We start from the raw sequence: 20,606 nt of genomic DNA on the forward strand, positions 1-20,606 counted from the left end.
TGCCCATGTGGCAGCCACCGAGCGACATCGTGCTCATCTCCGACCCCCGCGTGGCGGCGATCCCGGCGCGGGACAACGGCGAACCCCTCGCCGACGCGCGCGGCCGGCTGCGCATGGACGCCCGGCTCGCCGACGCCGACGGCGCCTACGCCCACCTGCGCCAGGGGCTGCTGACCAGGCTCGAACGGGCCGAGCGGCGGCTGCCCGACGGCTATCACCTGCTGATCGTCGAGGGCTACCGGCCCGTCGCCACCCAGCGCCGCTACTTCGAGACCTACCGCGACGGCCTGCGCGCCGCCTTCCCCGCCATGTCCGAGCAGGAGGCGCACGTCGCCGCCAGCCGCTACGTCTCCCCGGTCGAGGTCGCCCCGCACACCGCCGGCGCCGCCGTCGACCTCACCCTCTGCGACCCCGAGGGCGTCGAGTACGACATGGGCACCCAGGTCAACGACAATCCCGAGGAGAGCGACGGCGCCTGCTACACCGCCGCCCCGCACGTCTCCGCCGACGCCCGCGCCCACCGCAAGCTCCTGGCCGCCGCGCTGGAGCCCGCCGGGCTGGTCAACTACCCCACCGAGTGGTGGCACTGGTCCTACGGCGACCGCTACTGGGCCCTCGCCACCGGCGCCCCCGCCGCCTGCTACGGGCCGGTAACGATGTAGCGATTCCGGAAGGCGGCAGGCGGGCACAAATCGTGCGGAGGCTCCCCGACTTCCTGCGAGGTGTGGGCATGGTTCCGCTGATCGGGATCGAAGAGGAGTATCTCGTCGTCGACCCGTACACCCGCCACGTCACCCCCCGGGCGTCCGAGGTCCTCGCCGCGGCGACGGACGTGCTCGACGTGGCTCACGAGATCACCCGGTTCCAGGTGGAGGCGCGCACCGCGCCGTCCGCCGACCTGAGCGAACTCGGCGCCCAGCTGCGCGCCGCGCGCAAGGAGGTCGCCGGGGCCGCCCGCTCGTGCGGGCTCGCCGTCGTCGCCAGCGGCATCCCGGTGCTCGGGAACGTCATGACCCCGCCGCTCAGCGACGACGCCCGCTACGAGCAGGGCCGCACCCTCTACCGGGCGCTGCAGGACGAGATCAGCATCTGCGCCCTGCACGTGCACGTGGACGTGCCGGACGAGGAGCACGCCGTCTACGTGGGCAACCATTTACGACCCTGGCTGCCGACGCTGATCGCGCTCGCCGCCAACTCGCCGTTCTTCGTCGGCCGCGACACCGGCTACGCCTCCTGGCGGGTGATCAGCTGGGGCCGCTGGCCCGTCTCCGGCGCGCCGCCGTACTTCCCCAGCTTCGGCGACTACGAGCTGGCCCTGCGCGCACTCGCCGAGTCGGGCGCCCTCATGGACCCGAAGACCGTCTTCTGGGACGCCCGGCCCTCTCCGCAGCTCCCCACCGTCGAGGTGCGGGTCGCGGACGTGCCGCTCGACGTGAACGACAGCCTCACGATCATCGGGCTGGTACGCGGCCTCGTCGTCAGGGCGCTGGCCGACGTGGCGCGCGGCGACCGCGGCCTGCCGATCCCGTCGGAGGTGGTGCGCGCCGCCTACTGGCGGGCCGCCCGCGACGGCCTGACCGGCGACAGCCTCGACGTCCGCCACGGCACGCTCGTGCCGGCGCCGCTGATGGCCCGCCGGCTCCTGACCCACGTCAGCGACGCCCTGGCGGAGGCCGGCGACCTGTCGTACGTCGAGGAAGGGCTGGAACGCCTGCTCGCCAAGGGCTCGGGCGCCGAACGCCAGCGCCGCGTGCACGCCCGCGAGCAGGACCTCACCGAGGTCGTCGACGACCTCATCGAGGCCACCGTCGCCTGACGTCAGGCCTCGGCCGCCTTCTTTCGGTACTTGCTCATCAGGAACCAGCCGGTGCCCAGCAGCGTCAGCCCGATCGCGATCATCCCGATGGCCGTCGGCCAGCGCAGCCCCGGCGACATGTAGGTCGCCAGGAACCAGCTGTGCCTGTACATGCCGTTGGCCAGGAAGACGGTCGCCACGATGCCCTGCGGGAACAGCGGGATCATGGCCAGGCCCCAGCACGTGTAGGTGACGGCCTGGGCCGTCTTCGGCATCTCGGGCATCTTGAAGGAGCTCTTCGTCTCCGGGCGCCGCCCGGTGCGCATCATGTGGAGCAGCTCCGGGCCCTGCGCCTCCAGCCGCCGCTCGGCCAGCCTGCCGAACCCCCAGTAGCACAGCGCGCCGGTCGCCGCCCCCGCCGCCACGCCCGCCCAGCCGTACATCGCCGCGACCACCGCGGCGGGCGCCGCCGTGGCCGCCACCAGCAGCAGCATGAGGTAGGCCAGCCCGGTCAGCGAGCCGTCGTCCTCGCTGGTGCGCAGCGGGTTGCCGCCGCGCCGCTGCGGGTCGATGCCCGGCACCAGACCGTACACCGACACCAGCGGCACCAGCCCGGCCCCGCCGCCCAGCAGCGCGAGGGTGACCGCGCTGACCATCGGCCACGAGCCGTCGCCGACCACCGTCAGCGGGACGGTCACCACCAGCGCCGGCGGCGCGACCGCGGCCAGCCAGGCGAGCTGCCTGCCGCGCACGTCGGACGCGCCGGGCGTCATGATCGTCAGCCAGAGCGCGGTGCCGTCGCTCCCGTACAGGTTGGACGTCATGGCCGCGGCCATCACGATGAAGATCGGCCCCGCCCAGGGCAGCAGCCCGGCCCAGCCCAGCACGAGCGGCGCGGCCGCGAAGAACAGCCCGTAGGCCAGCGCGAACGTCACCTGGTGGGTGCGGACCAGGTCACGCGTCCAGGTGCGCAGCTCCTTGGCCACCACCGCCTCCCGGGGCGAGCGCGCCCGCATCGGGCGGCGCCCGCGCGTCGACGGCCTGGTCGCCCCCGTCCGCCTGGAGAGCAGCGCCGCCCAGACGCCCAGCAGCAGCGCGACCAGCACCACCAGCGCCGCCAGCGCCAGGAAGTCGCCCCCGACCGCCAGCACGCCCCAGCCGGACGGCAGATAGCGCACGAACTCCGGGATCCCGGAGCCCTGGCCGAGCGCGACGGCGAACACCCAGCCCTGCCCCAGGAACGCCAGGATCGCCCCGTTGACCAGGCCCGCGCCCAGCGCCCCCACCCGCGACCGCAGCGCGACCGCGAGCAGCGCCACCGCCACCCGTGACAGCAGCACGAACACGGCCAGTTGCAGCACCATCGCGGGCACCGCCACCAGCGCGCCCACCACGCCGGACTGCCGCGCCCCCGCCACCACCAGCCCTGACAGGGCGAGCAGGCTGACCGCGGGCGCCACCCCGACGAACGCCGACACCAGCAGCCCCGTCGCCAGCCGGTAAGGAGGCAGCCCCAGCATCGAGAAGAACTCGGGCCGCAGCGTCTCGTCGCCGCCGCCGGAGAACACCGGCCCGATGACCCAGCCCAGCAGCCACACCGCGTACGCGGCCGTCAGCCAGTCACCGTCGAGGAACGCGAGCAGGACGGTGCCGGCGGCGAGCAGCGCCCCCAGCGAGCCGGCGGACACGACCATGGCGCCCTGCCGGCCGGTGAGCGCGTGCCGAAGGACCGCCACCTTCATCCGCGCCATCGTCACCGCTACAGCCACGACAGCCCCTTGGCCGCGTCAGAACCGGACCCGACCAGCTCCACGAACCGGTCTTCGAGCGTCACGCCGCCGCGCACGTCGGCCAGCGGCCCGGCAGCCGCCACCCGCCCTCGGTCGATCACGCCGACGTGGTCGCACAACTGCTCCACCAGCGCCATCACATGGCTGGACAGCACGATCGACCCTCCGCCGGCCACGAAGTCGCGCAGGATCTTCTTGATCGTCGCGGCCGACACCGGGTCGACCGCCTCGAACGGCTCGTCGAGCACCAGCAGCCTGGGCGCGTGCAGCAGCGCCGTGGCCAGGCCGATCTTCTTGCGCATGCCGGTCGAGTACTCGATGACCAGCGTCTTCTCCGCCGAGTCGAGCTCCAGCACCGCCAGCAGGTCGGCGGCCCGCTCGGCCACCACCTCAGGGCTCAGCCCGCGCAGCAGGCCGAGATAGGTCAGCACCTCCCGGCCGGTCAGCCGCTCCGGCATGGCCATCGCGTCGGGCAGCACCCCGACGAGCTGCTTGGCCCGCGACGGGTCGGCCCACACGTCCACGCCGAAGATCCGCGCCGACCCGCTGTCGGGCCGCAGCAGCCCCACCGCCATCGAGAGTGTGGTCGTCTTTCCTGCGCCGTTCTGCCCGACCAGGCCGTAGAACGAGCCTTGCGGCACGGTCAACGACACCTGGTCGACGGCGACCTTGTCACCGAAGGTCTTCGACAGACCGTCGATCTGTAATGCGGCGGTGATGACTGCTCCCTGGTCAAATGTGGATGATCTACGCACGGAGCCTAAGACCTCGCGGTGTGGGATGGAAACCGGCTTTTTCCAGAGCGTCTCCCAGCGGCGAGTCCACGATCGGCTCGCCGTCGGCCCGCTCCACGGTCAGCTTGCCCAGCGCGCCGTCGCGTACGGCCAGCGCCAGCGCGTCGACGGCGGGCGGCAGCCGGTCGTCGTCGGCGAACGACAGCAGCGTCTTGCCGCCCCGCTCGACATAGAGGACCAGCAGCCCGTCGACCAGCACCACCAGCGCCCCCGCCTTCCGGCCCGGCTTGTGGGCCACCTCCCCGGGATGCGCGGGCCAGGGCAGCGCAGCGCCGTAGGGGTTGGCCGGGTCGGCCGCGGCCAGCACCACGGCCCGCTGCTCCTGACGCGGCTCGCCCGACGCGGACGGGCTCATCGCGCGCATCCGGTCGACCGCACCCGGCAGCGCGAACTGCGCCCCGCCGAGCCCTTCCACGAAGTAGCCCCGCCGGCACCGCCCGCTTTCCTCGTAAGCGCGCAGCACCTGGTAGATCGGGGAGAACCCGCCGGGCAGCCGCTCGGCGGTGACCGCGCCGCGCGTCACCACGCCGTGCCGCTCCAGCAGCACCTCCGCCTGCGCCTGCGCGCGCAGGGTCGCGTCGGGCGCCGCCTCTGGCAGCAGCCACCAGCGCCCGGCCACCGTCGGCGGGCCGCTCCGGCTCGGCAGCACCGCCCGCCGCTTGCGGGTCGCCGGCCGGTGGGCGGGCCGCCCCGATCCGAGCGTGGCCCGCAGCGGAGCCAGCGTGTCGCCCGACACCCGCCCCGCCCACACCAGATCCCACAGCGCGGTCGCCGCCGCCTGGTCGTCGAGCAGGCCCAGCCGATCGGCGAGCTGGCGGAAGAACAGCGCGCCACCGCCGCCGAGCTCCTCCAGGATGCGTTCGTGGGCCGGCGTCATCGTGATGTCGCCCGCCTCGGGGAGCAGCAACGGCGCGGTGTCGGCGAAGTAGACGGACACCCAGCCGTCGCCGCCCGGCAACGACCCCTGACCGGCCCACATCACCTCGCCGGCCGCGGTCAGCTCGTCGAGCAGCGCCGGCTGGTAGCCCGGCACGCGCGACGGCAGCACCAGCGTCTCCAGCGCCGAGGCCGGCACCGCCGCGCCCTGCAGCAGCTCGATCGCGCGGACGAGCGCGTCCATCGCCCGCGCGCCCCCGCCCGCCGCCCCGCGCGTGCCGGCGGTGATGCCGTGCCAGGCCGGGGTGAAGACCGCGAGCGTCTCCGGCGGGACCGGCTCGACCTCCTTGCGCAACCGGGCCAGCGACCTGCGGCGCAGCATCCGCAGCACACCCGCGTCGCACCACTCCTCGCCCCGCCCGCCGGGCCGGAACTCGCCGTTGACCACCCGCCCGGGCACCGCCAGCCTGCGCAGCGCGTCGGTCACCACGGCCACGCCCAGCCCGAACCGCTCGGCCGCCGTGGCGGCGTGGAACGGGCCGCGGGTGCGGGCGTGCCGGGCCAGCAGGTCGGCCAGCGGATCGGCCACCGGCTCCAGGAACGCGTGCGGCACCCCCACCGGCAGCGGCACGCCCAGCGCGTCGCGCATCCTCGCGGCGTCCTCGATCGCCGCCCACCGCTCCTCACCGGCGACGCGCACCCTGATCGCCCGCCGCGCCCGCTCCAGCTCCTCCAGCCAGGCCGGATCGCCGCCGCGCACGCTCACGTCGGCGTCGGTCAGCGGCCCGTGCGAGCGCAGCAGGTCGGCCAGATCCTCCACGTCACGCAGCGAGCGATCCAGCCTGGCCAGCTCGCGCTCGGTGTCGGCGATCACGTCAGGGTCGAGCAGCTCGCGCAGGTCGGCCTGGCCCAGCAACTCCGCCAGCAGCGACGTGTCCAGCGCCAGCGCCTGCGCCCGCCGCTCGGCCAGCGGCGCGTCTCCCTCGTACATGAAGGCGCCCACGTAGTGGAACAGCAGCGACGCCGCGAACGGCGACGCCTGCCCCGTCTCCACCTCCACCACCCGCACCCGCCGGGCGGCGATGTCGCGCATCAGCGCGACCAGCCCCGGGACGTCGAAGACGTCCTGCAGGCACTCGCGCATCGTCTCCAGCACGATCGGGAACGACGCGTAACGCGAGGCCACCCCGAGCAGGTGGGCGGCCCGCTGACGCTGCTGCCACAGCGGGCTGCGCCGGCCGGGCACGCGGCGCGGCAGCAGCAGCGCCCGCCCCGCGCACTCGCGGAACCGGGACGCGAACAGCGCCGAACCGCCCAGCTCCTCCGTCACGATCTGCTCGATCTCCTCGGCGTCGAACGCCGCCACGTCGGACGGCGGCTCGGCCAGCGTGTCGGGGATGCGCAGCACGATGCCGTCGTCGGAGTGGACCGCCTGCACGTCGACGCCGTAGCGCTCGCGCAGCCGCCGGTTGATCGCCAGCGCCCACGGGGCGTGCACCCGCGCGCCGTAAGGGGAGTGGATGACCACCCGCCAATCGCCCAGCTCGTCGTGGAACCGCTCCACCACCAGCGTCTTGTCGTCGGGCACGTAACCCGTCGTCTCCCGCTGCTCGCGCAGGTAGGACCGCAGGTTGCCGGCGGCGTACGCGTCGAGCCCGGCCTCGAGCAGCCGATCGGCGGAGTCGCCCGCCGCCTGCTCGCGCAGGAACGCGCCGATGGCCCGGCCCAGCTCGGCCGGGCGGCCGGGGGTGTCGCCGTGCCAGAACGGCAGCTTGCCCGGCTGGCCGGGAGCCGGCGAGACCAGCACCCGGTCGGCGGTGATGTCCTCGATCCGCCACGACGACGCGCCCAGCACGAACACGTCGCCGACCCGCGACTCGTAGACCATCTCCTCGTCGAGCTCGCCCACCCGCGAGGCCCGCTCACCGACGAGGAACACGCCGAACAGGCCACGGTCGGGGATCGTGCCGCCGTTGGTCACCGCCAGCCGCTGCGCGCCGGGCCGGCCCCGCAGCGTGCCCGTCACCCGGTCCCACACGACCCGCGGGCGCAGCTCGGCGAACTCCTCGCTCGGGTAGCGGCCGGCGAGCATGTCGAGCGTCGCCTCCAGCGCGCTCCTCGGCAGGGTCGCGTACGGGGCCGCACGCCGGACCACGGTCTCCAGCTCCTCGACGGTCCACTCGTCGAGCGCCGTCATCGCCACGATCTGCTGGGCCAGCACGTCGAGCGGGTTACGCGGATAGCGCAGCTCCTCGATCAGGCCGCTCTTCATGCGCTCGGCCACCACGGCCGTCTGCACCAGGTCACCGCGGTACTTCGGGAAGATCACGCCCTTAGACACCGCGCCCACCTGGTGACCGGCCCGGCCGATGCGCTGCAGCCCGCTCGCCACGCTCGGCGGCGCCTCCACGCACGCCACCAGATCGACCGCGCCCATGTCGATGCCCAGCTCCAGGCTGGACGTGGCCACCACGGCGGGCAGCCGCCCCGACTTGAGCGCCTCCTCGATCTGGGCCCGCTCCTGCTTGGACACCGACCCGTGGTGGGCCCGCACGACCTCCGCCCCCACGCCCTTGCTCGACCCGGCCTGCGCCATCACCTCGGCAGGCGGGCGGTCCCACACCGACAGGTCGACGTCGCCGCCGCTCCGGGCCTGGGCCAGCTCGTTGAGCCGGGTGCAGAGCCGCTCGGCCAGCCGCCGCGAGTTGGCGAACACGATCGTCGAGTCATGAGCCGCGATCAGGTCGAACAGCCGCTCCTCGACATGCGGCCAGATCGACCGGTTGGCCGGGTCGGGCGCGAACTCCTCCGCGTCGGCCGGCCGCGGCCCCGACTCGACCTCGGTCATGTCTTCGACCGGGACGACCACCTCGACCTCGATGCGCTTGTCGGCCGGCGGCTGCACCACCGCCGCCGGGCGCGGCCCGCCGAGGAACGCCGCCACCTCGCTCACCGGCCGCACCGTCGCCGACAGGCCGATCCGCTGCGCGGGCCGCTCCAGCAGCGCGTCGAGCCGCTCCAGCGTCAACGCCAGATGGGCGCCCCGCTTGGTCGCCGCCACGGCGTGCACCTCGTCGACGATCACCGTCTCGACCTCGCGCAACGCCTCCCGGGCCTGGCTGGTGAGCAGCAGGAACAGCGACTCCGGCGTGGTGATGAGCACGTCTGACGGCTTGGCGGCGAACCGCCGGCGATCCTCCGCCGGGGTGTCGCCCGACCGGATCGCCACCGAGATCTCCGGCACCGGCAGGCCCAGACGGCGCGCCGTCTGCTTCATGCCCGCCAGCGGGGCGCGCAGGTTGCGCTCCACGTCGACGGCGAGCGCCTTCAGCGGCGACACGTACACCACCCGCGTGCCCTTCACCGGCGGCTCGGCCGCCAGCCGGTCGAGCGACCACAGGAAGGCCGCCAGCGTCTTGCCCGAACCGGTCGGCGCGACCACCAGCGTGTTGTCACCGCGGGCGATCGACGCCCACGCACCCTCCTGGGCGGCGGTGGGCGCCGCGAAGGCCCCGGAGAACCAGCTCCTGGTCACCTGGCTGAAGCGGTCGAGCGAGCTCACCAGCACATACTGCCTCGCGGCACCGACAGAAAACGCATTGCTCCCGCGCCGCGCGATTGAGCGAGCGCGTCGGCGGACATACACCGACCGTGACCATCGACCACGCGGCCATCGAGGCTCGCCGCGAGGAGATCCGGCGGCGCTATCTCTTAGCGCACCGGCCTTCGTCCAGCGCGCGCGGCCTGCACCACATCGCCCTGCTGTCGTCGGACGTGGAACGCACCATCATGTTCTACCAGGAGCTGCTGGAGTTCCCGCTGACGGAGATCTTCGAGAACCGCGACTACAAGGGCTCCAGCCACTTCTTCTTCGACATCGGCAACGGCAACCTGCTCGCGTTCTTCGACCTCCCGGGCCTCGACCTCGGCCCCTACCAGGAGGTGCTCGGCGGCCTGCACCACATCGCGATCTCCGTCGACCCCGCCACCTGGGAGCGGCTGCGCGGCAAACTGGAGATGGCCGGCGTGCCGCACCAGATCGAGAGCGGCGCCTCCATCTACTTCAAGGACCCCGACGGCGCCCGGCTGGAGCTGCTCGCCGACCACCTCGGCGAGATGTACGGCGCACGCGTGCTGTGACGCGTGGACCTCTGCGTCGCGACGATTGTGCTGTGACGCGTGACCTCAGCGCCGCGACGCGTGCAGCGACCTGTGGCTTCAGCGCCTTTGCCGCCTCAGCGGCGTGAGGCGCGGCGGGTGCGCGGGCTGCCCGCTCGTGGTTCCTGCCTGATCCCGGCGTGCCGCTCCGCCCTCTCTGTCTTCTCCTTCCGTACGGCCGAGCGCTGTAATGACAGCAGGTGACGGCGCTTCGCCCTGTTGGCCTTGGCCTTGGCTGACTTGGGGGGTGAGGATTTCGGGGTCTTTGCCATGCGCATGTCTTACCCACACCCGGGGCCGCTCCATACTTGAGTGATGCGCCTGACCGAGTTCTGGAGACGGATGCGCGAGCACTTCGGTGACGCCTACGCCGAGTCGTGGGCGCGCGACTACGTCATCGCGCCGCTCGGCGGCCGCACCGTGGTGCAGGCGCTGGCCGACGGCGAGAGCGCCAAGTCGGTCTGGCGGGCGGTCTGCCAGGTCGAAGACGTCTCCTCCCGGCTACGCTGACCCGAGCGTCTCCTCGAGCCTGCGTGCCGCGCGCTCCAGATCGTTCGCTTCGGCCCTGCCGCCCGGCGCCCACAGGAAGAGCCACCCCTCGCGCGACGGCGTGGCGAACACCAGCGTCTGCCTGCTCGTCTCCGGATGCCACACCCACAGCAGCGGCTCTTCCCCGCCCACCATTCGGCTCACCAGCCCATGGCGGGGCAGCGCCTCGGCGAGGTCATGCAAAAGGATGCGCCGTTCACCGGTGTACGAGCTCGCCACGTGGCCGCCTCCTGCCCTCTTTCCAGGAGTCTCCCCAGCTCAGGCATATGAGAACATACCCAGGCGTGCCGTCATGGACCGGGCGGCCCGGCGCCCTGCCCCGTCGGGCGATCTCCCTGGACACGGGGCTGGGACGACGGCGCTGAGACCTTCCCCGCCGAGTGGCGCGACTTTCCCGCAGGCCTTCTCACGGGGTGCGTGTGATCGAACAGTCGTTCGGCTACGATAGTCGCGCCGGGCCACGTCGCCACGACCGCCTCCGGGAAAATGTCGGTGGCAGACCGTAGCTTTCACTCGACTGATTCGGACCACGACCCTCCAGGGGGAGTTCCCATGGCTATCAACGACCGCGAGAAGGCCCTTGAGACTGCCCTCGCTCAGATCGAGCGGCAGTTCGGCAAGGGTTCCGTCATGCGCCTTGGCGATGACGCCCGAGCCCCCATCGAGGTGATCCCCACCGGGTCGATCTCCCTGGACATCGCGCTCGGCATCGGCGGCCTGCCGCGCGGCAGGATCGTCGAGATCTACGGTCCCGAGTCCTCCGGCAAGACCACCATCGCGCTGCACGCGGTGGCCAACGCGCAGCGGGCGGGCGGCATCGCGGCGTTCATCGACGCCGAGCACGCCCTCGACCCCGAGTACGCCAAGAAGCTCGGCGTCGACACCGACGCCCTGCTGGTCTCCCAGCCTGACACCGGTGAGCAGGCGCTGGAGATCGCCGACATGCTGATCAGGTCCGGCGCGGTCGACATCATCGTCATCGACTCGGTCGCCGCCCTGGTGCCCAAGGCCGAGATCGAGGGCGAGATGGGCGACAGCCACGTCGGCCTCCAGGCCCGCCTGATGTCCCAGGCCCTGCGCAAGGTCGCGGGCGCGCTCAGCAGCACCGGCACCACCGCCATCTTCATCAACCAGCTCCGCGAGAAGATCGGCGTCATGTTCGGCTCGCCCGAGACCACGACCGGTGGCAAGGCGCTGAAGTTCTACGCCTCCGTCCGCTTGGACATCCGCCGCATCGAGACCCTCAAGGACGGCACCGAAGCGGTCGGCAACCGCACCCGCGTCAAGGTGGTCAAGAACAAGATGGCCCCGCCCTTCCGGGTGGCCGACTTCGACATCCTCTACGGGGTGGGCATCTCCCGCGAGGGCGGTCTCATCGACATGGGCGTCGAGCACGGCTTCGTCCGCAAGTCCGGCGCCTGGTACACCTACGAGGGCGACCAGCTCGGCCAGGGCAAGGAGAACGCGCGCAACTTCCTGCGCAACCACCCTGACATGGCCAACGAGATCGAGAAGAAGATCAAGGACAAGCTGGGCGTGGGCCCGCGCCTCGACGACCCCGCCGAGCCCCCCGCGCCCGTGGCCGCCGCGCCCGCCAAGGCCCCGGCCACGTCCGGTCGCGGCTCCAAGTCCACGCCGAAGCCTGGTGACGTCTGATCGGTCGGCGCATGAGTGACACGGATCCGGCGCCCCCTGAGCGGGGCGCCCCGGCCTCATCCCGCCGCAAGCCACGCCGTTCCCGCGCGGCGGGCGCTCCCGCGCCCTCGCCCACCGGACGCCACCCTTTCTTCGGCGACCAAACCCCAGGCGACCAGCCCCCCTCGGCCAACACCTGGTGGTCAAGCCCTCCCACCCAACCCGACCAACGCCACCCCTTCTGGGGCGAACCGGAGGCCGATTCCCCAACGCCGAGACAGGCCGACCGGGCGGCGACGGGCTCTTCCGAAGGCCCCTCGGCGCCCGAGGAGTCCCCTACGTCCTCAGGCGAGGGAACGCATGCTCCGGCACACCGTCCCGGACCCTGGAGTGAGCCTGAGGCCGATTCCTCAGTGCCGGGGCAGGCCGGCCATGTGGCAGCGGTGTTTTCTGAAGGCTCCTCGGCGGCGGAGCAGACCGGTCAGGTGGCAGCGGGGCTTCCTGAGGGTTCCTCGGCACCCCAGGAGCCCCCTACGGGATTGTCGTCGGGGGAGGGAACGCGCGGTTCGGCACATCGTCCCGGGGTCTGGGGTGAGTCTGAGGTCGGTCCCTCGACACCGGGGCAGGCCGATGGGGTGACGGCGGGGTCTTCTGAGGGCTCCTCCCGGCTCCAGGAGGCTCGTGCGGAGTTGCCCTCGGACGAGCCCGGGCGCGGTGGGACACGCGCTTCCGCAGGTGACCTGTCCGTACGGGAACGATCCGGTACGGAGGATCCGGTGACGGCCGACCGGGCTGACAGCGGGTCCGGTGCGCAGGAGGGGGCCGACGACTCGCTCTCCCTGGGGACGCGGTGGGGTGCGCCGACGGGGGACAACGCCCCGACCTCCTCGGAGATGCGCTGGGAGGATCCGGCCGCGGACGGTGGTCCGGGGGCCGGCGATGATTTTTCCGCGGCGATGTCCGATGGTGATCCCTCCGGTGAGGAGATGGGTGGCAAGCCTTCTCCTGAAGAGCTGGCTGGTGACCCTTCTTCTGGAGAGTCGGCCGGCGATCCTTCTCCTACGGAGGAGAGCGGTGGCGCCTCGATCGCAGGGCAGGCCGGGGGCGGTTCTCTCGGCGTCCCGGCCGAGGGTTCTCCTGTCGAGGCTTCTCCTGCCGAGGGACAGGTCGACGAATCCATCCCTGAGGGGCGGACATATGCGCCCACCACCGCAGTAGCAGACGCGCTTGCCACCGTGGATCAGGCAGACACGCTGGCTGCTCTGGATCAGGCAGATGCACCTGCCACCACTGATCAGGTAGACGTGCCTGCCATCGGGCATCAGGCAGACGTGCCTGCCATCGGGCATCAGGTGGACGTGCCTGCCATCGGGCATCGGGCAGACGTGATCGCCACTGGGCATCAAGCCGACGAGCTTGCCACCGGGCATCAGGTCGACGTGCCCTCCACTGGCGAATGGGCCAGGCCCACCGGCTGGGGAGGCGGCGGGGTATCCAGGCGGCAAGCTCGGGGCGCTGGTGCGACGACCAGCGGTGGCTGGCCGTCGCCTGAAGAATGGCGCGAGCAGCGTCGACGTCAACGGGAAGCAGCTGACCAGCCCGAGGGCACGCTTCCTCCCTCCGAACCTTCCGACTCGGCTGCGCCGGGTTCGGCTACAACAGGTTCGGCTGCGCCTGACGCGGCCCTGCCTGGCGCGGCCCTGCCTGGCGCGGCCCTGCCTGGCGCGGCCCTGCCTGGTGCGGCCCTGCCTGATGTTGTGGTCCTCCCTGACGTGGCCGTGTCTGGGGCGGCTACGACAGCCGGTGGGCGCGCACGGGCAGGGGGTGTGGCGAAGGGCTCCCGGTCAGAGGCGCTCGCAGAACAGACCTCTGCTGAGGGACGGGCTCCAGCAGAACGCGCTCGAGAAGACGGGACGTCCTCGGATTCCCACCCCGGGTCAGACCCCCGCAGCAGTGACGCGGTTTCTGATGAGCATGTGCCGGACGTTGGGGTCTTTGACGGCGCCCCCGGCGATACGGCGGATAGCGGCGCGTCCGGCGCGACGGCGTTCGACGGCGAAGCCAGCGTGACTGCGGATAGCGGCACGTCCAGTGGTACGGCGGATGGCGCCAGAGCTTCCGAGACTGCGGATAGCGGCGCATCCGGTGGCACTGCGTACGGCGACGCATCCGGTGGCACTGCGTACGGCGACGGGTCTGGCGTGGCGTTCCATGGCGGATCCGATGAGATGCCGGACAGCGGCGGGTCCCTTGGTCCGGTGTATGACGGCGGGTCCGCTGGTACGGCGGATGGTGGGTTGTTCGAGGGCGCGGCGGATCGAGAGCTCGGTAGGGGAGCCTCGGGCTCGCGGGCTGGGAAGTCACGAGGGCGGTCGGCTGGGGAAACGGAGTTCTGGGCGACGCCGGGGGTTGACCCTGTGCCGGAAGAGAAGGCGAAGAAGGGGCGCAAGGGGAGACGGTCAGGGAAGAAGGCCGGGCGGGGGTGGCTGGCCGATGGGCCGGATGCCGGTTCCGGAGCTGCCGCAACGCCGCCTGCCGATCCTGAGGCGGTGGCGCGGGCCATCTGTCTGAGGCTGCTCGCCATGGCGCCCAAGACGCGGGCTCAGCTGGCGGAGGCCATGCGGAAGCGGGAGGTGCCCGACGAGGTGGCGGAGTCGGTGCTCGACCGGTTCACCGAGCTGGGGTTCATCAATGACGAGGCGTTCGCCGAGGCGTGGGTCGACTCCCGGCACCATGGGCGTGGCCTGGCCAAGCGTGCCCTGGCCAACGAGTTGCGGCATCGCGGGGTCGACCGGGAGACGGTGCAGGAGGCCGTCGAGCGGCTCGATCCGGATCAGGAGTTGGAGACGGCCAGGCGGCTGGTGGAGCGGAAGCTGCCCAGCACGCGCTCCCTCGATCCCAAGGTCCGCACCCGCCGCCTGGCCGGCATGCTCGCCAGGAAGGGTTACCCGCCGGGGCTGTCGTTCCGGGTGATCCGGGAGGCATTGGAGCAGGAGGGCGTCGAGGTCGAGGACGAGTATCCGTAGCCCTGGGTGAGGGAGCGGGCCTCGTGAGCTCGGGTTCGGCCGCGCCCATCTCCTGCGCCAACCTCGCACTTGTCGTGAAACGGGTTCTCGATATGGCTTCTGGGGGATGGGTAGCGTGTCGTGGTTCATGGAGTTCGGGTCGAGCGGGCTGCTGGTCGCCGCCACCGGCTCGGCCATCGGCGATGCGCTGCTGCGCTACCAGTGCATGAAGGAACCCGCGCGAGCCGCCGGCCTGATGCAGGAGGCGCTCACCAGGCTGTACCTGATGGGCCGTATGTGGAGCCGTCCGATGGCGGGTTCCGACGGTGGGAGGGGCTGCCGTGCAAGCCGGTCGTCGTCGGCGGAATGCGTGTCTGGTGCGTACGGGATTGTCGACCTGGGTCGGATCGGATGACGAGGCAAGACGATGCTGGCGGTGGAGACACGCTTGATAAGTCGTTTGCTTGCTCGTGACCTGTTCGACGCATAACCTCGACGGCAGTGAGGAGTTACTCCGCGCAGTGCGGATTGCCATACCGGTATAACGACGGACTAGTGGGCTTGGTTGATCGAAGCAGGCGAGGCGCCGGCTGCTGCAGTCGGCGCGCGGTCAGCGTGTGCTTGATATCTGTCCCGGGGCTTTCCGTGCCGCGCCCGTGACCCTCCCGTTGCGAGGGCCGCGTTAGTGGGTGTTGACGACGCGAGGAGGGCGGGGCGTACATGGGGCCGCTTGTCGTGGTGCTGTCGGTGGCGGTGCTCGTACTGACCTGCGGAATGATGGCTGCCCTGTTCATTGTCGTCAGGCGGACGTCCGGCGGCGTGTCGAAATCCGCCGAACCCTCTCCCGAGCAGCTGGAAGCCGTGCACGTCGAGCTGGAGCAGGCGCGTGCGGAGGCGGGCCGGATCCGCGACAAGGCGGAGACCGACGCCGAGGAGATCCTGCGCAGGTCGGAGGCCGCTGCTGAGAGCGCGGTGCAGATGCGGCGGGAGGTCGAGGAGGAGAGCCGCCTGCTGAAATCGGAGCTCAAGGAGCTCCGCACCGACCTGGAACGCAGGGAGCAGCGGCTGGCCGAGCGGGAGCAGCGGCTCGACGAGGAGGCCAGGCGGCAGGCCGAGCGTGACCGCAAGCTCGCCGAGACGGAGATAGAGCTGGCCGACAGGCGGGCCGAGCTGTTGCGCGCGGAGGACGAGCGGCGGGCCATGCTGGAGCGGGTGGCCGGGATGACCGGCGAGCAGGCCAGGGCCGATCTGGTCCGCGAGATCGAACACCAGGCCAAGCGTGAGGCCGCGCTGATCGTACGGGAGATCGAGAGCGAGGCGCGCCGCGAGGGCGAGAAGCGCGCCACGAAGATCGTCACGCTGGCGGTGCAGCGGATGGCGACCGAGCAGACGGCCGAGTCCGTCGTCAGCGTGCTGCACCTGCCCGGCGACGAGATGAAGGGCCGGATCATCGGCCGTGAGGGCCGCAACATCCGGGCGTTCGAGTCGACCACCGGCGTCAATCTCATCATCGACGACACTCCTGAAGCGGTGCTGTTGTCCTGTTTCGACCCGGTTCGGAGAGAGACCGCGCGGCTCACGCTGGAGAAGCTCGTGCTCGACGGGCGGATCCACCCGCAGCGGATCGAGGAGGCGCACGACCGCAGCCGCGCCGAGGTGCAGGACCTGTGCGCCCGCGCGGGCGAGGACGCGCTGGTCGAGCTGGGTCTCACCGACATGCACCCGGAGCTGGTGCTGCTGCTCGGCCAGCTCCGCTACCGCACCTCGTACGGGCAGAACGTGCTCAAGCACCTGATCGAGTCGGCCCACATCGCCGGCATCATGGCCGCCGAGCTCAAGCTCGACCGGACCCTGCTGAAGCGCTGCGCGCTGCTGCACGACATCGGCAAGGCGCTCACCCACGAGGTGGAGGGCAGCCACGCGCTGATCGGCGCGGAGATCGCGCGCCGGTACGGCGAGCAGGAGGACGTGGTGCACGCGATCGAGGCGCACCACAACGAGGTGGAGGTGCGCACGGTCGAGGCGGTGCTCACCCAGGCGGCCGACGCGATCAGCGGCAGCCGTCCCGGCGCCCGCCGGGAGTCGCTGGAGGCGTACGTCAAGCGGCTGGAGCGGCTGGAGGAGATCGCGCAGTCCTACGACGGCGTGGAGAAGGTCTTCGCCATGCAGGCCGGGCGGGAGATCCGGGTCATGGTCAAGCCGGACGCGATCGACGACATCCAGGCGCAGGTGATCGCCCGCGACGTGGCCAAGCAGGTGGAGGAGGAGCTCACCTACCCCGGGCAGATCCGGATCACGGTGGTGCGGGAGTCGCGGGCGACCGAGTTCGCGCGCTGACCCTCACAGGAAGACCTGCTGGTAGAAGGCGAGTTCGGCGGCGAGCGCGGCCGAGCGGGTCTCGGCGCGGCGGAACCCGTGGGCCTCGCCGTCGAAGGTCAGGTAGGTGCAGGGGACGCCGCGTTCCGCCAGCGCTTCGGCGAAGGCGGCCGACTGCTCCGGCGGCACCACCGGGTCGTCGAGCCCCTGGAGCAGCAGCATCGGGCAGGAGACGCCGCCGGACAGCGCGAGCGGCTCACGTTCGGCGTAGAGACGGAGGTCCTCGGGGCCGACGAGCCACTCCACGTAGCGGGACTCGAAGTCGTGGGTGTGCGCGTTGAGCGGGGCCAGGGCGCTCACGCCGTAGTAGGAGACGCCGCCGGCGAACACCTCAGACCGGCAGCAGGCCGCCATCACCGTCCAGCCGCCCGCGCTGCCGCCGCGGATGGCGATCCGGTCGGGGTCGGCGTGCCCCTCGGCGGCCAGCCAGCGGGCGGCGGCGACGGTGTCGGCCACGTCGGTGAGCCCCCACCGCCCTTTCAGCAGCTCGCGGTAGGCGCGGCCGTAGCCGGTCGAGCCGCCGTAGTTGACGTCGAGCACGCCGATGCCGCGTGAGGTCAGGAACGCCTTGCCCAGGTCGAGGGCGGTGACGGCGTGCGCGGTCGGGCCGCCGTGCACGAAGATCACGTACGGGCGAGGCTCGGTCACGGCGTGGTCCGGGTGCGCGGGCGGGTACAGGAAGGCGTGCACCTCCCGGCCGTCCTCGCCGGGCAGCGTCACCGGTCGCGGCGTCGGCAGATAGGCCGGATCGGGCAACCTGCCGGAGCCGCCGGCCAGCACCTCGCCGCCCCGACCTGCTCCGCCCAGCGCCTCTTCTCCGGCCTCGCCGCCTTGACCTGCTCCACCCAGGGCGGGGGTTCGGCCTGTGTCGGGGGTCACGGCCGCGTTCGAGTGGCCGGGCGGGTTGATGCGGGTTATGGAGGGCGGGGTGGTGGGGCTGTAGGCGATGCCGAGTACGGACGTGCCGTCGGTGGACAGGGTGGACTCCCAGCCCCGGTACGGGGTGTCCAGGTCGGTGAGGAGGCCCGTGCGCGGGTCGAGTACGGCGAGCCGCAGGTCGGCGTGGCCGTGCAGGACGGCGAGCCGGCCGTCGGCGAGGAGCGCGTACGGGAGGCCGCCCAGGGTCAGCAGCGGCCAGGTGAACTCCTCCTCCCGGGGGCAGAGCGGCTCCAGCTCGCCGCCGTCGACGGCGGCCGCGTAGAGGTTCCACCAGCCGGAGCGGTCGGAGATCAGGTAGAGGTGGCCGTCGTCCCGCCACAGCGGGGCCAGCACGGACTCCGCGAGGCCGCCCGCCACGGTCCACGTCTCGCCGCCGTCGAGCCGGGTGACGCGTAGTTCGGTGCCGTGCCAGGGCATCCGGGGGTGGTTCCAGCACACGTACGCGAGCAGCAGGCCGTCGGGGGAGAGGGTGGGACAGGCGTAGAAGTCGTGGCCCGTGACGTGTTCGGCGGCCTCGCCGCCGGCGAGCGGGACGGTCACGACGGAGCGTGAGACCTTGCCGCCGTCGAGGTGGCGTTCGCGCACGCACCACACCTGGCCGTCGCGCACGGTCAGGTCGGCGTAGCGGTCGCCTTCGGGGGTGAGCGCCCTGATCTCGCCGGAGGGCTCGCGCAGGTAGAGGCGCTGATCGGTCAGTTCGGTGAAAACGACGGCGCCGCCGGGGGCGACGGCGTAGGGGCGGCCGCCGTACTCGTGCACGCGGGTGCGGGCGTTCCACGGCGGCGGCAGCAGCTCGGCGCGGGAGCCGTCGGGGGCGAGCCGGAGGATCGTGGTGCGGCCGCCCTCCTCGGGGCGGTCCTCCGTCCACCAGACGGCGCCGCCGGACGCGACAGGCCAGGCCGGACGCACCGCCGCGCGGGCGACGTCGGAGGTGGAGACGGGTGAGGGCCACAGAGCGGCGGGCATACCCGCATCCTGCCGGAAATCCCCGCCGCTCGTGGGTCAGTCAGTGCTGTCGAGCCCGCCACCGGAGCGCAGGCCGATCGCCTCCGCGCCGGGTGGCGCGACCGGCGCCGCCGCGGTCTTGCGGCTGCGCCTGCTGCGCCGTTCGAACCAGTGGGCCAGATAGCTGAGCGCCATGTTGAGCCCGACGTAGATCACGCCGATGACGATGGCCGCCGGGATCAGCGAGCCGAAGAACACCGCGGGCAGGATCTTGAAGCCGGTGTTGAGCAGGTCGACGTAGGCGATGATGTAGCCGAGCGCGGTGTCCTTGAGCAGCACCACGAGCTGGCTGACGATCGCCGGCATCATGGCCGTGACGCCCTGCGGCAGCAGCACCAGCCGCATCACCTGGTTCTTGCGCATGCCGACCGCGTACGCTGCCTCCGACTGCCCCTTGGGCACGGCCTGCACGCCGGCCCTGACCACCTCGGCCAGCACCGACCCGTTGTAGAGGGTCAGGCCGAGCACGACCGCCATGAAGGCGTAGTCGCCGCCGCCCATCATGGCGGGCGCCAGGTAGAAGATGAAGAAGATCAGCAGCAGCAGCGGGATGGCACGGAAGACCTCGACCACGAGCCCGGCCGGGACCCGGATCCAGGCGTGGTCGGAGAGCCGGGCCAGGCCGAAGATCGCGCCGAACGCCAGCGCCAGCACCGCGGCCAGACCGGCGGCCCGGAGCGTGCCGATGAGACCGGGGATGATCCAGGTCTCCCAGGTGTACGGGTCGAGGAACGGCTCCCAGATCTTGCCCTCGAACTGCCCCTTGGCGTCGAATCCCAGGTAGACCCAGTAGGCGATGCCGCCCACGACCAGCACGCTGACCGCGGTGAGCAGGTGGTTGCGCACCCGCCCGCGCGGGCCGGGAGTGTCGAACAGGACCGTCGTGCTCATCGCGCCACCGCCAGACGCCGGGACAGCCAGCCGGTGAAGTAACCGATGGGCATGGTGAGGACCATGAACGCGACGATGAGGCCGATGAAGATCGGGATCGAGGCGCCCGTGGTGTCAAAGGTGATCTTCATGACGGCGGCGGCGTCGGCGAGGTAGCCGCCGGCCGTCGCGACCGTGGTGTTCTTGATCATGGCGATCATCACGCTGCCCAGCGGGGCGATGACGGCGCGGAACGCCTGGGGCAGGATGATCAGCCGCAGGGACTGGAAGAACGTCAGCCCGATCGCCCGGGCCGCTTCAGCCTGGCCGAGCGGCACCGTGTTGATGCCGGCCCGCAGCGCCTCGCACACGAACGACGCGGTGTAGAGGGACAGGCCCATCGCGACGATCCAGAACGAGTTGATGCTCGGCTCCTGGGAGAACACCAGGCCGAGCTGGTCGCTCAGGCCCAGCGCGGAGAACGCCAGCACCAGGGTCAGCGGCGTGTTGCGCACCACGTTGACGTAGACGGTGGCGGCCGCGCGCAGCACCGGCGTCGGCGAGACCCGCATCGCCACCAGGACCACGCCCAGGATGAGCGAGGCGACCGCGGCCACGAGGGAGAGCTTGACGTTCTCCAGGAAGCCTTCCGCGAGGTCGGGCGCGTACTTAATCAGTTCGTCCATCGTGCTCCACCACAGAGAAGGGCGGCGGCCGGGGTCCCGGCCGCCCCCGCAGGCGTGATCAGGCGCCAACCCCCGCCGGCGGCGCCGCGGGCGTGTGGGGGGGGACAAAGATTCCGCCGCACCACAAT

General features: G+C 71.9%; 15 protein-coding genes. 8 read left to right on the forward strand and 7 right to left on the reverse strand.

Features of this window, described 5'->3' with window-relative positions; genetic code table 11:
* The first annotated feature begins 5 nt into the window (after positions 1–5).
* Both ACGFI7_RS11525 and ACGFI7_RS11530 read left to right on the forward strand, forming a co-directional pair.
* On the forward strand, positions 6–662 hold the full coding sequence (locus tag ACGFI7_RS11525) for a M15 family metallopeptidase (RefSeq protein WP_393402366.1): 657 nt from the start codon (positions 6–8) through the stop codon (positions 660–662).
* A 68-nt stretch (positions 663–730) separates the two neighbouring features.
* On the forward strand, positions 731–1,816 hold the full coding sequence (locus ACGFI7_RS11530) for a glutamate--cysteine ligase (protein ID WP_393402368.1): 1,086 nt from the start codon (positions 731–733) through the stop codon (positions 1,814–1,816).
* Positions 1,817–1,818: 2 nt separating this feature from the next.
* Here ACGFI7_RS11530 and ACGFI7_RS11535 read toward each other — a convergent pair whose 3' ends face one another.
* Genes ACGFI7_RS11535 through ACGFI7_RS11545 form a run of 3 tightly spaced genes read right to left on the reverse strand, consistent with a single transcriptional unit; the run spans position 1,819 to position 8,817 of the window.
* Positions 1,819–3,564, reverse strand: coding sequence for a hypothetical protein (locus ACGFI7_RS11535; RefSeq protein WP_393402370.1), 1,746 nt, complete (start codon positions 3,562–3,564; stop codon positions 1,819–1,821).
* Positions 3,555–4,340, reverse strand: a complete 786-nt coding sequence (locus ACGFI7_RS11540; protein ID WP_393402373.1) for an ABC transporter ATP-binding protein — start codon at positions 4,338–4,340, stop codon at positions 3,555–3,557. The genes ACGFI7_RS11535 and ACGFI7_RS11540 overlap by 10 nt, the downstream gene beginning before the upstream one ends.
* On the reverse strand, positions 4,333–8,817 hold the full coding sequence (locus tag ACGFI7_RS11545; RefSeq protein ID WP_393402375.1) for an ATP-dependent helicase: 4,485 nt from the start codon (positions 8,815–8,817) through the stop codon (positions 4,333–4,335). Before ACGFI7_RS11545 ends, ACGFI7_RS11540 begins: the two co-directional genes overlap by 8 nt.
* A gap of 89 nt (positions 8,818–8,906) precedes the next feature.
* On the opposite strand from ACGFI7_RS11545, the gene ACGFI7_RS11550 reads away from it, so the two are divergent.
* Positions 8,907–9,395, forward strand: coding sequence for a VOC family protein (locus tag ACGFI7_RS11550; RefSeq protein WP_393402377.1), 489 nt, complete (start codon positions 8,907–8,909; stop codon positions 9,393–9,395).
* 333 nt (positions 9,396–9,728) lie between these two features.
* Positions 9,729–9,923: a DUF3046 domain-containing protein gene (locus ACGFI7_RS11555; RefSeq protein ID WP_393402379.1), complete on the forward strand. Its 195-nt coding sequence runs from the start codon at positions 9,729–9,731 to the stop codon at positions 9,921–9,923.
* On the opposite strand, the gene ACGFI7_RS11560 is transcribed toward ACGFI7_RS11555, so the two are convergent.
* Positions 9,915–10,181 carry a hypothetical protein gene (locus ACGFI7_RS11560; RefSeq protein ID WP_393402382.1) on the reverse strand — a complete coding sequence of 89 codons (267 nt, stop codon included), beginning with the start codon at positions 10,179–10,181 and terminating at the stop codon, positions 9,915–9,917. The genes ACGFI7_RS11555 and ACGFI7_RS11560 overlap by 9 nt on opposite strands.
* 333 nt (positions 10,182–10,514) lie before the next feature.
* Between ACGFI7_RS11560 and recA the strand changes: the two genes are divergently transcribed.
* The 4 genes from recA to rny all read left to right on the forward strand — a co-directional run bounded on the left by recA (position 10,515) and on the right by rny (position 16,939).
* Positions 10,515–11,618 (forward strand): recombinase RecA, encoded by a 1,104-nt coding sequence (gene recA, locus ACGFI7_RS11565; protein ID WP_393402385.1) that lies wholly within the window; start codon positions 10,515–10,517, stop codon positions 11,616–11,618.
* Between the two features lie 2,207 nt (positions 11,619–13,825).
* Positions 13,826–14,623 (forward strand): recombination regulator RecX, encoded by a 798-nt coding sequence (recX, locus tag ACGFI7_RS11570; protein WP_393403900.1) that lies wholly within the window; start codon positions 13,826–13,828, stop codon positions 14,621–14,623.
* 115 nt (positions 14,624–14,738) lie between these two features.
* Complete coding sequence (locus tag ACGFI7_RS11575; RefSeq protein WP_393402387.1) at positions 14,739–15,017, forward strand: hypothetical protein; 279 nt, start codon at positions 14,739–14,741, stop codon at positions 15,015–15,017.
* Positions 15,018–15,322: 305 nt separating this feature from the next.
* The gene (gene rny, locus ACGFI7_RS11580) at positions 15,323–16,939 is read left to right on the forward strand and encodes a ribonuclease Y (RefSeq protein WP_393402389.1); all 1,617 of its coding nucleotides are present in this window, start codon (positions 15,323–15,325) and stop codon (positions 16,937–16,939) included.
* 3 nt (positions 16,940–16,942) lie between these two features.
* Here the strand turns inward: rny and ACGFI7_RS11585 are convergent, their stop codons facing one another.
* Genes ACGFI7_RS11585 through ACGFI7_RS11595 form a run of 3 tightly spaced genes read right to left on the reverse strand, consistent with a single transcriptional unit; the run spans position 16,943 to position 20,478 of the window.
* Positions 16,943–18,883, reverse strand: a complete 1,941-nt coding sequence (locus ACGFI7_RS11585) for a prolyl oligopeptidase family serine peptidase (protein WP_393402391.1) — start codon at positions 18,881–18,883, stop codon at positions 16,943–16,945.
* A gap of 36 nt (positions 18,884–18,919) precedes the next feature.
* A complete protein-coding gene (locus ACGFI7_RS11590; protein WP_393402393.1) occupies positions 18,920–19,813 on the reverse strand; it encodes an amino acid ABC transporter permease in 894 nt (297 codons plus the stop codon).
* Positions 19,810–20,478, reverse strand: coding sequence for an amino acid ABC transporter permease (locus ACGFI7_RS11595; RefSeq protein ID WP_393402396.1), 669 nt, complete (start codon positions 20,476–20,478; stop codon positions 19,810–19,812). The genes ACGFI7_RS11590 and ACGFI7_RS11595 overlap by 4 nt, the downstream gene beginning before the upstream one ends.
* Positions 20,479–20,606: the final 128 nt, after the last annotated feature.

Source organism: Nonomuraea sp. NPDC048826 (genome assembly GCF_043198225.1).
In the GTDB taxonomy this organism is placed as follows: Bacteria; Actinomycetota; Actinomycetes; order Streptosporangiales; family Streptosporangiaceae; genus Nonomuraea.

Excerpts from the sequence above, each read along its gene's own strand:
- ACGFI7_RS11525 (WP_393402366.1), top strand. The coding sequence starts at position 6 with ATGTGGCAGCCACCGAGCGACATCGTGCTCATCTCCGACCCCCGCGTG.
- ACGFI7_RS11530 (WP_393402368.1), top strand. The coding sequence starts at position 731 with ATGGTTCCGCTGATCGGGATCGAAGAGGAGTATCTCGTCGTCGACCCG.
- ACGFI7_RS11555 (WP_393402379.1), top strand. The coding sequence starts at position 9,729 with ATGCGCCTGACCGAGTTCTGGAGACGGATGCGCGAGCACTTCGGTGAC.
- recA (WP_393402385.1), top strand. The coding sequence starts at position 10,515 with ATGGCTATCAACGACCGCGAGAAGGCCCTTGAGACTGCCCTCGCTCAG.
- recX (WP_393403900.1), top strand. The coding sequence starts at position 13,826 with ATGCCGGACAGCGGCGGGTCCCTTGGTCCGGTGTATGACGGCGGGTCC.
- rny (WP_393402389.1), top strand. The coding sequence starts at position 15,323 with ATGGGGCCGCTTGTCGTGGTGCTGTCGGTGGCGGTGCTCGTACTGACC.
- ACGFI7_RS11585 (WP_393402391.1), bottom strand. The coding sequence starts at position 18,883 with ATGCCCGCCGCTCTGTGGCCCTCACCCGTCTCCACCTCCGACGTCGCC.
- ACGFI7_RS11590 (WP_393402393.1), bottom strand. The coding sequence starts at position 19,813 with ATGAGCACGACGGTCCTGTTCGACACTCCCGGCCCGCGCGGGCGGGTG.
- ACGFI7_RS11595 (WP_393402396.1), bottom strand. The coding sequence starts at position 20,478 with ATGGACGAACTGATTAAGTACGCGCCCGACCTCGCGGAAGGCTTCCTG.